This is a genomic window from Methylophilus sp. 5, assembly GCF_000515275.1.
Lineage (GTDB): Bacteria > Pseudomonadota > Gammaproteobacteria > Burkholderiales > Methylophilaceae > Methylophilus.
The window spans coordinates 329,667-345,835 of sequence record NZ_KI911560.1; the positions used below are offsets into that span (position 1 = coordinate 329,667).

Here is a 16,169-nt window from a genome sequence, read left to right on the forward strand (position 1 = left end):
AGTCGTTTTTAACATTAAATATAGAGATACCCACCAAGTCGCGCACACTTCTTGCTTGGTGCCTAGTGATGAACACAGAAATATCCCCTGCCCAAACCATTACCTTGGCCAAAATCAGACATATCGAGGAGCTGGAGCGACTCGATAGCTGCATCGCATTTGTCGAAAACATTGGCCAGTTAATCCATCAGTTACAGGCCGAACGTGGTGCCAGTTGCTTGTATATTGCCTCAAACGGGCAGCGCTTTGCGCCAGAACGTGCCGACATCATCATACAAAACCAGGCGATGGAAGCCAGCTTTAGAGAAGCGCTGCAACAGCACTTGCATAAAAACTCGCTGGCAGATGCCAAGCAGTTAACGCTCACCTCGTGGATATTGCTGGGCCTCGATCAGATGACCTCTTTGCGCCATCAGATCACCTTGCAAAAAATCTCTTTTGCCGACTGTATTGAATCGTTTAGCCGCTTAATCGGCAGCCTGATTGCGCTGATTTTTGAGATCACAGATAGCTCGGTCAATAGCAAAATTTCCACCTGTTTGCTCACGCTCTACAACCTGATCCAGGGCAAAGAGTTTGCCGGGCAAGAGCGCGCCGTGGGGGCGTATATGTTTGGCTCAGGCAGCCTGCAGCTTACCCATCAGCAAAAGCTGTTTGAACTGATCGCCCAGCAAGATCGTCACTTTGAATTATTTTGCCAGTTTGGCAGCGAAGAAGTATGCGCGTCATGGACGGCCTTGCAATCAACCAGCTGGCACCAGCAACACCAGCAATATCGCGCCAAACTAAGCCATGCCAAAGACCAGCAGGCACTCACCCCCAGTAGCGCAGATGTCTGGTTTGAGTTGTGCAGCAAGCGTTTGAGCGCGATGTGGCAGATTCAATGTCAGCTCATTCAAACCATGCATGAATTACTGGCCGGGCTGGCAAGCAAGGCCAAGAGCGACTTTGAGCAAACACGCCAATATTTAGAGGCGATTCAGGCCACCCCTGCTGCGGCACTTAACAGCACCTTTTTTAACCTGGCGATTCCGGTCGAAAATGCTTTAAATTTTCAGGCCCATGACACCTCGCAAGCATACCCGATGGCATCCATGATTACGCTATTGCAACAGCAATCGCGGCAAATTGCCGAGATGGAAGGCGAGCTGTCTGACACCAAAAAAGCGCTGGCCGAACGCAAGCTGATTGAGCGCGCCAAAGGCCTGCTCATGAGCACGCGCGGGCTCAATGAAATGGAAGCCTATAAAACCATGCGCAGCATTGCCATGGAGCAAAACCGCAAGATTATTGATGTGGCAGAAAACGTTCTGGCACATCACGCACGCTCAAGCTAAACGCCCGTCAAATTGGTGCATCCGCACACGTATGGTGCGAACTCCCCCCCGCTAAAAAGGCTGCATAAAAACGCAGCCCTCAAAAAAAACCAATATTAAACAATCACTTAAAAATAGTGTGCCAGCTGGCACGGCAATTGCTAAATTGGCTTGAGGTTTCAGCTAACGGCGGTTGAAATCACACCAGTAGCACCGGCCCCGAATAAAAGGCCATGTAGCAAACAAGCCTGATGGCTTGCGCAATCAACGGACAAAGGCGTCCTGAGTGTAGACAAAAAACAGTCTGCATTCAGGACGCCTTTTTGTTTTTAAATTTTCGATTAATTAATCAAGGAGCAGCAATGAGCAGTTCTGATAACAATTCTGATCACAATAAAGTGACGCCGTCTACCCCAGTCACCACCACCGAACAAGTGGACCAGAAACGTCGCCACTTTTTCATGAACACCATGGCCGGTGCCTTTGGTGCTGCCGCCATGATGAATATGGTGCCATCGGCTATCCGCAGCCAGGCTTGGGCTGCCGGTTCAGATGCGCCTGAAATCACCGAAGTGAAAGTGGGTTTTATTCCACTGACTGACTGTGCGCCGATTATCGTTGCTGCACAAATGGGCTTCGATAAAAAATACGGCATCAAAATCGTGCCGTCCAAAGAGGCTTCCTGGGCGGGCGTGCGCGACAAAATGGTCAACGGTGAGTTGCATGCAGCGCACGTGTTGTATGGCTTGATTTACGGCGTACAACTGGGTATCGGCGGTCAGCAAAAAGATATGAACGTCCTGATGACGCTGAACCACAACGGCCAGGGCATCACGCTGGCTAACCAGTTAAAAGAAAAAGGCGTCACCAGTGGCGCCACCCTCAAGCGCCTGCTGGATAACGAAAACCGCGACTTCACTTTTGCACAGACCTTCCCCACCGGCACGCACGCCATGTGGTTGTATTACTGGCTAGCCAGTTATGGCATCAACCCGATGCAAGACGTGAAAACCATTGTGGTGCCACCACCACAAATGGTTGCCAACATGCGTATCGGCAATATGGATGGTTATTGCGTAGGCGAGCCGTGGAACGCACGCGCGATTTACGACAAAATTGGCTTTACTGTGGCGACCTCTCAGGATATCTGGACCGATCATCCGGAAAAAGTATTGGGCACCACCGCTGAGTTTGCGGCCAAAAACCCAAATACCGCACTGGCATTGACCAAAGCAATTCTGGAAGCTTGCCGCTATATCGATGCCACTAAAAACCGCTCTGAAGTGGCCAAACTGATTGCTGGTAAAGCCTATGTGAATGCGCCTGAAGAAGTGATTGAAGGCCGCTTTTTGGGCCATTACGACAATGGCATCGGCAAAAAATGGGAAGACCCTAACTACATGAAGTTTTTTAACGATGGCAAGGTCAACTTCCCGTACCTGTCCGATGGCATGTGGTTTTTGACCCAACACAAACGCTGGGGCTTGTTGAAGTCTGACCCTGACTACTTAAGCATTGCGAAAAAGGTCAACCGTATCGACATTTATACCGAAGCGGCCAAATCGCTGGGGATTGCCGTGCCGGACGCGATGCGTAGCAGCAAGCTGATTGATGGCGTGGTGTGGGATGGTAAAGACCCGAAAGCTTACGCCAACAGCTTCAAGGTAAAAGCTTAATCTTTTGAGGAGAGTTGCCATGAGTGTCGTCAGTTTTAGCAAAGAAAAAATGATGCAACAAAGCGAGGAAGCTGTCACAGCAGCCCCTGCGCAACCCGTTGTTGCTGTGGTTACCCCTCTCTCAACCACAGCTGCACCAGCCACCGCGCCCAAGCGCGGGGCATGGGCGGCAACCGCCAAACAGGTATTTGAATGGTTGTTGCCGCCTGTGATTGGCTTGATGATCTTCGCTGCCATCTGGGCCACGGTCGCCGCGCTGACACAAGGTTTGCCAGGCCCGGTGAAAACCTGGCAATCGGCAGTCGAGTTGTTCAGAGACCCGTTTTACATCAACAACCCGAACGATATGGGCATAGGCTGGAACATTCTTAGCTCGCTCAAGCGTGTCGCCACTGGTTTCGGCCTGGCTGCGATTGTCGGCATCCCGATGGGCTTTGTGATTGGCCGCTACACGTTTATGTCCCGCATGGCGGCGCCCATTATCAGCTTGCTCAAACCGGTGTCGCCACTGGCCTGGTTGCCGATTGGCCTGCTGGTGTTCAAAGCGGCTAACCCGGCTGCAATTTGGGTGATTTTCATTACTGCCGTCTGGCCGATGATCATCAACACCGCAGTTGGCGTGAGCAAAGTGCCGCAAGACTATATGAACGTGGCCAAAGTGCTCAACCTGTCTGAATGGAAAGTGGTCACCAAGATTTTGCTGCCGTATGTGATGCCTTACATGATGACTGGCGTCCGCCTGTCGATTGGGGCGGCCTGGCTGGTGATTGTGGCGGCAGAAATGCTGACTGGCGGCCTGGGCATTGGCTTTTGGGTATGGGATGAGTGGAACAACCTCAATGTAGAGCACATCATCATCGCCATTTTCATTGTTGGCATTGTCGGCCTGTTGCTCGAACAGTTGCTGGTGCTGATAGCAAAACGCTACAGCTACGAATAACCGGGAAAAGGATTTTTATTATGACGACGAATGTAATGCAAGACCGTTATGTCCTGATTGAAAACGTCAACATGACGTTTCAAACCAAAAAAGGCAGTTTTCAGGCACTCAAAGACATCAACCTGAATATTCACGAGGGTGAGTTTATTTCCATCATCGGCCACTCAGGCTGTGGCAAATCTACTGTGCTCAACCTGATTGCCGGTTTGCTGCAACCCAGTGAAGGCTACCTGTTTTGTGCCGGGCGTGAAATCTCCAAACCAGGCCCTGAGCGTGCTGTGGTGTTTCAAAACCACTCATTGTTGCCATGGCTCACCTGTTTTGAAAACGTTTACCTGGCGGTTGAACGCGTGTTTGGCGAAAACGAAACCAAAGCACAACTGGCTGACCGTACCCGTGCAGCGCTAGAACTGGTGGGCTTAAGCCATGCGATTGAAAAACGTCCGAATGAGATTTCTGGTGGCATGAAACAACGCGTCGGCATTGCCCGCGCCCTGGCCATGGAACCTAAAGTACTGTTGCTGGATGAGCCGTTTGGCGCACTGGACGCCCTCACCCGCGCTGGTTTGCAAGACGAACTGATGGGCATCATGGCGCGCTCAGGTTGCACCGCCGTCATGGTCACCCACGATGTTGATGAAGCCGTGTTGCTGTCAGACCGCATTGTCATGATGACAAACGGCCCGGCGGCGACCATCGGCGAAATTCTGACAGTGGATTTGCCACGCCCGCGCAAACGCCTGGAGCTGGTAGAAGATGCGAGTTATACGCATCTGCGTAGCGAAGTATTGAAGTTTTTGTATGAGCGCCACGCCAAAAAAGCAGCATAAAACAAAAGTAGTGCTGACGGGCGGTCACCCGCCAGCACTGCATACCTCATCGAAGTATGGTTACCCCACATAGCAAAAAGGAGCAACACATGAACGCTAACTCACACCCACGCTTGCGTCAAGTTTCAGTCGCTATTTTACTGGCGGCACTCAGCATGCAAGCCATGGCAGAAGAAGAGGTTCTGCCTGAATACACCATGATGGATGCGATTAAAACTGGCAAAAATATGACCAGTTTCAGATTGCGTTATGAGAATGTAGGCCAAGACGGTTTGCAGCCACCAACCATGCCGAATGGCACGGCCAACCCAGGCGCGACTAAAGAGCTGAAAGACGCCAACGCATTGACTTTACGCAGCTTGATTGGTTGGCAAACTGCGCCCTACCACAACTTTAGCTTTGCGGCCCAGTTGATTAACGTGTCCAAACTGGCAGACAACTTTAATGACAGCACCAACAGCACCCTGACGAATAGTGTTTCCAACCAGGCACGTAACATCGAATACGCAAAAGTGGTTGACCCTGACTACACCGGTGTTAACCAGTTATTTGTAGAGTGGACAGGTATTAAAAACACCCGCGTGCGTGCCGGTCGTCAACAGGTCAACCTGGATAACGTGCGTTTTATCGGTGACATTGCTTTCCGCCAAGTGATGCAGGTATTTGATGGCGTCTCGATTTTTAACAAAACCATTCCTGATACAGAACTATTTGTTGCCCACTTTGAGAGCCTGGAGCAAATCACGGCAAAACACCGCTCAGATGGCGCTCTGGACATTGTGAATGCGCGTTACCGTCTTTCACCCACCGAGTTTTTGGTGGGCTATGCCTACCTGGATGGCTTTCAAGATTTAGGCATGGGTCGTGCATGGTTTGGTAATGGCACAACAGCAGGCGCAATTGCTGCTGGTAAAGGTGGGGCGGCCAACCAAACTGCCGACCAGGGTAACAAGATTATTGGCTTGCGCCTGGATGGCACACACCCCTTCACACCTAACTACCGCGCACATTACACGGCCGAATATGCCAAACAGACAGACTACAGCAATGGTGACTCGCGCATTGATGCGCACTATTACAAAGTCGGCGGTGGCTTTGGCATTGATAACTTCAACATGCGCGTAGACCAGGAGTTACTGTCTAGCAACAACGGCCGTTATGCCTTCCAGACGCCATTGGGCACCAACCACCTGTTTCAGGGCTGGGTAGACAAATTTTTGGCCACACCACTCGAAGGCATCAAAGATACATTTGTGACTGCCACATATCGCTACGGTGACTTCTTGTTCTTTGCTGATTACCACCTGATTGATTCAGATGAGGATTTCCACACTGTGGGTGGTGGTACCAATACCAAAGGCTCACGCTATGGTAAAGAGTGGAACGCTGCAGTGACCTGGAATGTGGATAAAAACTGGATGACCAAGCTGGAGTATGGCCGCTTTACTGAAGGTGACCGCTATGCCCTCACCGCGAATGTCCCAGATAGCATCGCAGGTAACCGTGGCCGTGTCCGCGATACCGAAAAATTATGGCTGACTGCCATGTATACCTTTTGATTTAACCAAGTAAGGAATTGCCTATGACTTCAGCCGCCAAAGTTTATTTAGTCGGTGCCGGACCCGGCGACCCAGACCTCATTACGCTCAAAGCCGTTAAGGCTTTGCAGCAAGCCGAGGTGGTGCTGGTCGATGACCTGGTGAACCCGGCCCTGCTCGCGCATTGCCCGCAGGCACGCATCGTGCCGGTCGGCAAGCGCGGCGGCTGCAAGTCTACCCCGCAGCACTTTATCAACCGTATGTTGGTCGCGCTGGCCGAGCAAGGACAAGTGGTCGTTCGCCTCAAGGGCGGCGACCCGTTTGTGTTTGGCCGTGGCGGCGAAGAAATGCTGGCCTTGCGTGCGGCCAATATCCCTTATGAAATTATTCCAGGCATGACCAGCGGCCTGGGGGCTTGCGCCAGCATGGAGGTCCCGGTCACGCACCGTGGCTACAACCATGGCGTGACGCTGATCACCGGCCATACCCAGGATGGCGAGCCGCTGCCCTGGCAAGCACTGGTAGAAACCAACACCACACTGGTGATTTACATGGGTATGCAACATCTGCCCGAAATTACCCGCAATTTGATCAATGCGGGCATGTCAGCCGACATGCCTTGCATGGTCGTAGAAAACGGCACCCGCGAACACCAGCGCGCAGTGACTTCGTCATTGCAGGCCATCCCTTACCTGGCGCATACGCAAGGCCTCAAAAGCCCGGCGATTATTGTGGTCGGCGAAGTGGTGAAGCTAGCCAAAAACAGCCAGCAAGAACAAGACTGGCAAGAAAACCTGCAAACCTGGCTCAATGTCGCCAGCGCAGCATAATTTCAACAGGAGCGATTTCGATGATAAAACAGAAACTAGTCGTTGTCGGTAACGGCATGGCCGGCATGCGAGCAGTGGAAGAACTGCTCAAAATTGCGCCGGACATGTATGACATTACAGTGTTTGGCGATGAGCCCTACCCTAACTACAACCGGATCATGTTGTCGCCAGTGCTTGCCAATGAGCAAACTATTGATGACATTATTCTAAATAGTCGTGAGTGGTATGCAGACAATAATATTGCTTTGCATACCAGCGCGCGCGTCAACAAAATTGACCGCAAGGCGCGCACCGTCACGGCTGAGAATGGAACTACCGTTGCCTATGACCGCTTGTTGCTGGCGACCGGTTCCAAGCCATTTATTTTGCCTATCCCGGGGGCAGACCTGCAAGGCGTGCTGGGCTACCGTGACATTCAAGACACCAACGACATGATAGAAACGGCCAAAACCCACAAGCATGCCGTGGTGATTGGCGGCGGTTTGCTGGGCCTGGAAGCAGCCAATGGCCTCAAAATTCAAGGCATGGACGTCACTGTGGTGCATAAAAACGAGTGGTTACTCGAGCGCCAGCTGGATAAAACCTCAGGCAAAATGCTGCAAAAATCACTAGAAGCTCGCGGCCTGAGCTTTTTACTTAAAAAAGATACAGAACAACTGATAGGCAAAGATGGCCGTGTGGTGGCCGTGCGCTTTAAAGATGGTCAGGAGATTCCAGCCGACCTGGTCGTGATGGCGGTGGGCATACGCCCTAACTATGCACTGGCAGAATCCGCGGGCATTCATTGCAACCGCGGCATCGTGGTCAATGACACCATGCAAAGCTATGACCCACGCGTATATGCCGTGGGTGAGTGTGTGAGCCACCGTGGCATTGCCTACGGCTTGGTGGCGCCTTTATTTGAAATGGCTAAAGTGTGCGCCACACATTTGGCCAACTTCGGCATCGGTCTCTACAAAGGCTCAGTCACTTCGACAAAACTCAAAGTGACTGGCATTGATTTGTTTTCTGCTGGTAATTTTATGGGCGGTGATGATGCCGAAGAAATTTTGCTGCACGATGCAGTCGGCGGGGTATACAAAAAACTCGTCGTCAAAGATGACACAATCATCGGTGCCGTGCTGTATGGCGATACGACGGATGGGGCCTGGTATTTCCAGCTGCTGCGCGACAAAAAGCCAATTCACGAAATTCGTGATCACTTAATGTTTGGGCAAGATAGCCTGGGCAATACCGGCCACCAGGGTCAGGACAAAGTCTCGACCATGACTGACGAAATGGAAGTCTGTGGTTGTAATGGCGTCTGCAAAGGCACTATCGTCAAGGCGATTCAGGCAAAAGGCCTGTTTACGATAGATGATGTGAAAAAGCAAACCAAAGCCGGTTCCAGCTGCGGTAGTTGTACTGGCCTGGTAGAACAAATTCTGGCGTCGACACTGGGCGGCGGCTACGCCCCACCATCCAGCAGCAAAGTAATGTGTGGTTGCACAGACTTTAATCACGAAGAAGTACGTGATGAAATCCGCAAGCACAAATACCTGAGCATTCCGGCTGCCATGAAAGGCATGGGCTGGAAAACCCCTAACGGTTGTGCCACTTGTCGGCCAGCCATGAACTATTACCTGATTTCAACCTGGCCGCACGAAGCCAAGGATGACCCGCAGTCGCGCTTTATTAACGAACGCGTGCACGCCAACATCCAGAAAGACGGCACGTACTCGGTGATTCCACGCATGTACGGTGGTGTGACATCGTCTGACCAGTTGCGCAAGATTGCCGATGTGGCCGACAAATACAAGGTGCCGATGGTGAAAGTCACCGGCGGTCAGCGTATTGACCTGCTGGGTGTAAAAAAAGAAGACCTGACCAATATGTGGGCCGATTTGGATATGCCGTCCGGCTACGCCTACGGCAAATCTATCCGCACGGTTAAAACCTGCGTCGGTTCTGAGTTCTGCCGCTTTGGCACACAAAACTCGACGCAGTTAGGCATAGACATCGAGAAAGCCTTTGACCATATGTGGGCGCCGCACAAGGTGAAGTTCGCCGTGTCTGGTTGTCCGCGTAACTGCGCCGAATCTGGCATTAAAGATGTCGGCGTCATTGGCGTCGACTCTGGCTGGGAAATTTATGTCGGTGGTAACGGCGGCATTAAAACCGAGGTGGCACACTTTTTATGCAAGGTAAAAACGGCACAAGAAGTGATTGAGTACTCAGGTGCATTTATCCAGATCTACCGTGAAGAAGCGCGTTACCTGGACCGCACCGTACACTGGATTGAACGTGTCGGTCTCGACTACGTGAAAAAACGCATTCTCGAAGATGCCGAAGGCCGCACCGCAGCCTACGAGCGTCTGCTGTATGCATTGCAAGGGGCCGTCGACCCATGGGCAGAACGCGTCAACAAACGCGATGAACACAAAGAATTCGACACAATTACGATTTAATTTAATACGATTTACTTTAATAAATGGTGTGCGACAATCAACGTCGTACGCCCGGGAGAAACAACATGCAAAAAAGCTTTTGGGAAGTCGGCCATAAACCGACCTTATTTTCAGCCTTCTTTTACTTTGACCTGAGCTTTATGGTCTGGGTCATGCTGGGGCCACTGGCAGTACAAATCGCGGCTGACCTGCAGCTAAACCCGGCGCAAAAAGGCCTGATGGTGGCCACCCCTGTGTTGACCGGCGCTATTCTGCGTATCGTCATGGGTGTGCTGGTTGACCAGCTTAAGCCAAAAAAAGCAGGCCTGATTGGCCAGGTGATTGTGATTGCCGCCTTAATCACCGCCTGGTTACATGGCATACACACCTATCAGCAAGCTTTGTTGCTAGGCGTGTTTCTTGGTTTTGCCGGGGCCGCATTTGCGGTAGCCCTGCCACTGGCCTCACGCTGGTATCCACCAGAACATCAGGGCACAGCCCTGGGCATTGCTGGTGCAGGTAACTCAGGCACTGCCCTGGCGGCTCTGTTTGCCCCTGGCTTAGCCTTGGCTTTTGGCTGGAATAATGTATTTGGTCTGGCGTTGTTTCCGCTCACGCTTGCGCTGGTTGTTTACATTTTGCTGGCCAAAGATGCGCCTGACGCACCTGCAGCCAAGTCACTGTCACAATATCTGGCCGTGTTAAAAGACAAAGATGCCTGGTGGTTTATGTTTTTCTACAGCGTCACCTTTGGTGGTTTTGTCGGCATGGCGTCTTCTCTGACCATTTACTTCCATGACCAATACGGCCTGGACCCGGTTCATGCCGGTTACTTTACGGCAGCCTGCGTGTTTGCCGGTTCACTGGTACGTCCGTTTGGCGGCTTGCTGGCTGACCGTATCGGCGGCATCCGTTCTTTAAGCACGATGTATGTGCTGGCTGCTATTTTCCTGTTTATTTTAAGTTTTGGCATGCAAACACAAGCGGCTGGTCTGGCGGTGGTGATATTAGCCATGGCCGCACTGGGCATGGGCAATGGCGCGGTGTTTCAACTGGTGCCGCAACGTTTCCGCAAAGAAATCGGCGTGATGACTGGCCTGGTAGGCATGGCGGGCGGCGTGGGTGGTTTTTACCTGGCCTCAAGCCTGGGTTATTCTAAACAACTCACTGGTAGCTACCAGATTGGCCTGACGATTTTTGCCGGCCTGGCGATTGTGGCACTGGTTGGTCTGTCTAGCGTGAAAAACCGCTGGCGTACCACCTGGGGTGCAGCGACCGTCACCAGCGCTAAAATTTAAGCAAACCAATACCGCTATTAAACGGACAACAAGATGAAACTGAGCGCCAGATGAAGTTGAGCTTTAGTGTAGGTGAAAGCAGTGCAACAGGGCCCAGACCTCGTAATGAGGACTATATTGGCCTGGTCACCCCTGCCGACGCCCAACTGGGCATCAAAGGCGCCTTGCTGGCCGTGGCTGATGGCATCAGTGGCGGTGCCGGTGGTGCCGAAGCGGCTGAAATGACGGTGCGCACCCTCTCGGCAGATTACTATGCCACGCCTGATACCTGGACGGTGCAACATGCCCTGGACAAAGTGATTCAGGCAGCCAATCGCTGGGTATTATCACAAGCGCGCAAGCACAGCCAGATGGCCGGCATGGCAACCACCTTGTCATTGCTGGTCTTACGTGGGCAACGTTATGTATTAGCGCATGTAGGTGACACGCGCATTTATCGGTTGCGCGAGCAATCATTAGAATGCCTGACCACCGACCACGTCTGGGATAGGCCAGACATGCGCCATGTGCTCAAGCGCGCCGTCGGCCTGGATGATCAACTCAGTGTCGACTATGCCGAAGGTTTGCTGCAAACCGGTGATGTGTATGCAATTGTCAGCGATGGTGTGTGGGCGGCCTTGGGCGATGCGGATATACACAAAGTGTTGATGCTGTATCACACACCACAACTGATGGCCGAACATTTAACCAGCCAGGCGCTTGAAAAAGGTGGCCAGGATAATGCCTCCGCCGTGGTGGTGCGCATTGACCAGGTCGGGCAGGATCACCTGACCGATATGCTGGCTGATGCGCTCAGCCTGCCAGTACCGCCCAAGCTGGCGATTGGCGACCAGCTGGACGGCTTTACCATCACGAAAATCATCCATGATTCACGTGTCAGCCTGCTGTATCAGGTGAGAAATGCGACAGGCCAGCTGTTCGTGCTCAAAACACTGCAGCCATTAAGGGCTGACGACAAAACCAGCTGCGAAGCGTTGCTCAACGAAGAGTGGCTGGCCAAACGTGTGGTGTCACAATGTGTGCCGCAAGTGCTGCCACTCACACGTGAGCAACGCAGTGCGCTCTATTACGTGATGACCTGGCATGAAGGTGCCACCCTGCAACAGCGCCTTGAGGCCGGACACCATTTCACCATGAACGGCGTCGCCAATATCGGCCAAGATTTATTACGTGGCTTAAGCATGCTGCACCGATTAAATATTGTGCACCGTGACATTAAACCAGCCAATATTCATATTGGCAGCGATAACCGTTTGCGTATTCTTGACCTCGGCGTGGCGCTCAACACCACCTTGCCCATGCCTGAGCAAATGGAAAACCCGGGCACACCCAGCTTTATGTCGCCTGAGTTATTTGACGGCAAAATCGCCGACCGCCAGGCCGACATTTACGCCGCCGGCGTCACGCTGTATCACTTGCTGACCCGCAAATATCCTTATGGCGAAATTGAGCCGTTCCAGTCACCGCGCTTTGGCGAGCCTATCCGCCCCAGCCGCTATCGCCCGGAAATTCCGGCCTGGCTGGAAAACATTATTCTAAAAGCAATCGCCAGAAAACCGGAAAACCGCTTTGAAACCGCCGAAGAAATGCTGCTGGCGCTGGAACATGGCGAACTCAAACCCATCGTCATCCCGCGCACGCCACTGATTGCGCGGGCACGTCTGGTTAAATGGCAATGGCTGGCCGTGATTTCGCTGTGTATCAATCTGCTATTAATTTATTTGCTAGTGGTCTCTTAAGCCCTTGCGCTGTAAAACCCAGACTCACGTTGGAAAAGAGGAAATAATGAGTTGGACAAAAATTTGCCCGGTAAACGATATTCCGGCCCTAGGCGCACGTGTTGTGCGCCACGGCGAGGTAGAGATTGGCGTCTTTCGCACCGAAGATGACCGCGTGTTTGCACTCAACAACAGCTGCCCGCATAAAGGCGGCCCATTATCGCAAGGCATCGTCTATGGTGACAAAGTCGCCTGCCCACTGCACAGCTGGAAAATCAGCCTGGTAGATGGTAAAGCAGAAGAGCCGGATGTTGGTCACACCGCCTGCTACGCAGTTAAAGTAGAAGGTGGCGACGTCTATCTGCAACTAAACCAGTCGTCTTGAGTAAGCCAGGCAATCTATGACGCAACAGCAACAACGCCAGACAACCAACAGCCCGCTGACTGCCGAGCCGGTGACGTTTTATCCGCAACGGCGTGAAACGCGCAGTACTTGCTGTTATTGCGGGGTAGGCTGTGGCGTCATTATTACCACCGAAGGCAAACAGATTGTCGATGTCAAAGGCGATCCTGAGCATCCGGCCAACTTTGGCCGCTTGTGCACCAAAGGCTCGACGCTACACCTGACCACCAAGCTGGATGCACGTGCGTTATACCCCGAGGTGCGCCTGTCACGCAACCTGCCGCGAGAACAAGTGAGCTGGGACGCGGCGCTTGATCACGTGGTTGACCGCTTTGCCGACATTATCAACACCCACGGCCCGGATGCAGTGGCCTTTTACATCTCCGGCCAGTTACTCACCGAAGACTATTATGTGTTTAACAAGCTGGCCAAAGGCCTGATAGGCACTAATAATGTCGATACCAATTCGCGCCTGTGCATGAGCTCAGCTGTGGCGGGTTATAAAGTCACGTTAGGCGCCGATGCGCCCCCGGCCTGCTATGACGATATTGACCATACACAGTGCCTGTTTATCGCAGGCTCCAACACCGCATTTGCACACCCGATTGTGTTCCGCCGCATTGAAGATGCCAAGGCAAAAAATCCTGACATGAAAATTGTGGTGGTTGACCCACGCCGCACCGACACCGCACAACTGGCCGATTTGCATCTGGCGATTTTGCCAGGCACTGACGTCGCGCTGTTTAACGGCCTGCTGCATGTCATGCTGTGGGAAGGCTTGCTCGATATGGCCTATATCCGCAACCATACCGAAGGCTTTGAAGCACTCAAGGAAACCGTGCGCGAATATACACCAAAAATGGTGGCCGATATTTGCGGCGTCAGCGAAAAAGATATTATCCAGGCAGCCAAATGGTTTGGCCTGGGCCCAACGCTCTCTATGTACTGCATGGGGCTGAACCAGTCTATTCACGGCACCGAGAAAAATGCCACCCTGATTAACCTGCACCTGGCCACCGGCCAGATTGGCAAGCCAGGCGCAGGCCCGTTCTCGCTCACCGGTCAACCCAATGCCATGGGCGGACGCGAAGTCGGCGGCATGGCCAATCTGCTCTCAGGTCACCGTGACCTGGCCAATGCCGAGCACCGTGCCGAAGTCGCCCGTTTGTGGGGCGTGCCAGACGTACCCGCCACGCCGGGCAAAACCGCCGTCGAAATGTTTGACGCGGTCAAAAGTGGTGAAATCAAAGCGATCTGGATTGCCTGCACCAACCCTGCGCACTCGATGCCAGACCTCAACAATGTGCTGGCCTCGCTACAAAACGCCGAGCTGGTGGTGTTACAAGATGCTTTTAATAACACCGACAGCAACCCCTATGCCGATGTGTTTTTACCGGCCACCACCTGGGGTGAAAAAGAAGGCACGGTGACGAACTCCGAGCGCCGCATTACGCGCGTGCGCCCTGCCGCCCCCAAACCAGGCGAAGCGCGCCATGACTGGGAAGCCGTGGTCGATTTTGCACAACGGCTAGCCCAAAAGTTAGGCAAACCCGGCAGCCTGTTTCACTATCCAGATACCGAAACCATTTTTAACGAGCACCGCGAAACCACACGTGGCCGTGACCTCGACATCACAGGCTTGAGCTACAGCATTCTGGAAACACAAGGCCCGCAACAGTGGCCGTTTAAATCGGGTGCTAGCCAAGGCCAAGCGCGTTTATATACCGATGGCGTGTTCCAAAAACCAGGTGGCAAAGCACACTTTATGAGTGCGGTTTACAAAGGCACCGCCGACAAACCAGATGCGCGTCACCCCTTTCACCTGATCACAGGTCGTTTGCGCGACCAATGGCATGGCATGAGCCGTACCGGCATCGTGGCGCAGCTGTTTAACCATGAAGAGCAGCCTGTCATCTGGATGCATGCCAATGATATGCAGCGCCGCTCAATCAAGCATGGCGATATTGTCAAAGTCAGCAATAAACGTGGCAACCTGGTGGTGCGCGTGCAGGCTTCTGACGAAGTGCAACCGGCGCAGATTTTCATGCCAATGCACTGGAGCAGCCAGTTTATGCATGGCCTGGGCGTGAATGCATTGATGCCAGCGGCCGTCGACAAACTATCAAAACAGCCCGAGCTCAAACACACTGCCGTTAAACTAGAAAAGTTAGACTTGCCATGGCAAATGGTCGTGATGCGCAATTGCGAAAACGCACAGCTGATTAACCACATCCGCAAATTGCTTAAACGTTTTGATTACGCCAGTTGCGGCTTATATGGCCGCGATGCGGGCATGGTCATGCTGCGCGCCTCACACCACACGGCGCCTGACCCCGCGTTGATTACCGAGTTGGATGCGCTGCTGGAGATGACAGAAGACGCGCCCATGCTGACCTATAACGATGCCAAACGCGGCGTCAGCAAACATATTCTGGTCCAGGATAACCAGGTCACCGGCGTGCGCCTGATTGGTGAAGTGCTGGCAGCCGACTGGCTGCGTGAAGTGATGTCCAAGGGGGAGCTCACCCCCGAACTGCGTCGCTGGGCATTGGCACCGTTGAGTGCGCCACCCGCAGGCCAGCATAGCCGTGGCAAAATTATTTGTAACTGCCTGGATGTCTCGGAAAACGAGATTATCGAAACACTGGAAATGGGCGCCGATTTGCCCACCCTGCAAAACAAGCTCAAGTGCGGCACCAGCTGTGGCTCATGCCTGCCTGAGCTAAAACGCCTGGTCAAATTGCATGGCAAGGTGCACGCTTGATGTGCTCACTTGAATTGCCGAGACGCTCTTGGCCCATATGATGATACACGGGCGATGCTTATTTTTTTGATAACAAGCCAAGTGCGCCAGCGCCTGCATATAAAGTAAAGGTCGATGCTGGTGCAATCAGCTCAATGCGCACCATTATTGTGCGCCGCACTATTACCATACCCCTGCGTTGCTGTCTGGCCAGCAAATAAATGACAGATTAGCCAGAAATAATCCAATCAATAACAGTCACTTATCACATTCCCATCCCGCTCAGAAGCACCACCTAAATTTCTGGCACGCCAATTGCTTTTATGACAATAAATCTCGTTGATTAACGATGATTACTTTATTTAATAAGGGATGCTTTAGTCAGGCAATCCCTTTATGGACAACGGCGTTCATAGCTTATTTTCGTACTGCCTCAGGTAGTCGCTCGATA

At 52.6% G+C, this 16,169-nt stretch carries 11 protein-coding genes; all 11 read left to right on the forward strand.

The annotated features are described in order from the left end of the window. Window positions 1-68 precede the first annotated feature (68 nt). The 11 genes from METH5_RS0101430 (at window position 69) to METH5_RS0101480 (ending at window position 15,739) form a co-directional block, all read left to right on the forward strand. Window positions 69-1,337, forward strand: a complete 1,269-nt coding sequence (locus METH5_RS0101430; RefSeq protein ID WP_029146821.1) for a nitrate regulatory protein — start codon at window positions 69-71, stop codon at window positions 1,335-1,337. A 341-nt stretch (window positions 1,338-1,678) separates the two neighbouring features. After that, complete coding sequence (locus METH5_RS0101435) at window positions 1,679-2,992, forward strand: CmpA/NrtA family ABC transporter substrate-binding protein (RefSeq protein ID WP_029146822.1); 1,314 nt, start codon at window positions 1,679-1,681, stop codon at window positions 2,990-2,992. A gap of 19 nt (window positions 2,993-3,011) precedes the next feature. Further along, complete coding sequence (ntrB, locus tag METH5_RS0101440; RefSeq protein WP_029146823.1) at window positions 3,012-3,932, forward strand: nitrate ABC transporter permease; 921 nt, start codon at window positions 3,012-3,014, stop codon at window positions 3,930-3,932. A 20-nt stretch (window positions 3,933-3,952) separates the two neighbouring features. After that, window positions 3,953-4,762 (forward strand): ABC transporter ATP-binding protein, encoded by an 810-nt coding sequence (locus METH5_RS0101445; RefSeq protein WP_029146824.1) that lies wholly within the window; start codon window positions 3,953-3,955, stop codon window positions 4,760-4,762. Between the two features lie 89 nt (window positions 4,763-4,851). Continuing rightward, window positions 4,852-6,321: an alginate export family protein gene (locus tag METH5_RS0101450; RefSeq protein WP_029146825.1), complete on the forward strand. Its 1,470-nt coding sequence runs from the start codon at window positions 4,852-4,854 to the stop codon at window positions 6,319-6,321. A 23-nt stretch (window positions 6,322-6,344) separates the two neighbouring features. Beyond that, on the forward strand, window positions 6,345-7,130 hold the full coding sequence (gene cobA, locus METH5_RS0101455; RefSeq protein ID WP_029146826.1) for a uroporphyrinogen-III C-methyltransferase: 786 nt from the start codon (window positions 6,345-6,347) through the stop codon (window positions 7,128-7,130). 20 nt (window positions 7,131-7,150) lie between these two features. Continuing rightward, window positions 7,151-9,577 carry a nitrite reductase large subunit NirB gene (nirB, locus tag METH5_RS0101460; protein ID WP_029146827.1) on the forward strand — a complete coding sequence of 809 codons (2,427 nt, stop codon included), beginning with the start codon at window positions 7,151-7,153 and terminating at the stop codon, window positions 9,575-9,577. A 65-nt stretch (window positions 9,578-9,642) separates the two neighbouring features. Continuing rightward, on the forward strand, window positions 9,643-10,854 hold the full coding sequence (locus METH5_RS0101465) for a NarK/NasA family nitrate transporter (protein ID WP_029146828.1): 1,212 nt from the start codon (window positions 9,643-9,645) through the stop codon (window positions 10,852-10,854). 50 nt (window positions 10,855-10,904) lie between these two features. Next, on the forward strand, window positions 10,905-12,593 hold the full coding sequence (locus METH5_RS0101470) for a bifunctional protein-serine/threonine kinase/phosphatase (protein ID WP_029146829.1): 1,689 nt from the start codon (window positions 10,905-10,907) through the stop codon (window positions 12,591-12,593). A gap of 46 nt (window positions 12,594-12,639) precedes the next feature. Beyond that, window positions 12,640-12,957 carry a nitrite reductase small subunit NirD gene (gene nirD / locus METH5_RS0101475; RefSeq protein WP_036307459.1) on the forward strand — a complete coding sequence of 106 codons (318 nt, stop codon included), beginning with the start codon at window positions 12,640-12,642 and terminating at the stop codon, window positions 12,955-12,957. A 16-nt stretch (window positions 12,958-12,973) separates the two neighbouring features. Then, window positions 12,974-15,739: a nitrate reductase gene (locus tag METH5_RS0101480; RefSeq protein WP_036307460.1), complete on the forward strand. Its 2,766-nt coding sequence runs from the start codon at window positions 12,974-12,976 to the stop codon at window positions 15,737-15,739. The last annotated feature ends 430 nt before the right edge of the window (window positions 15,740-16,169 follow it).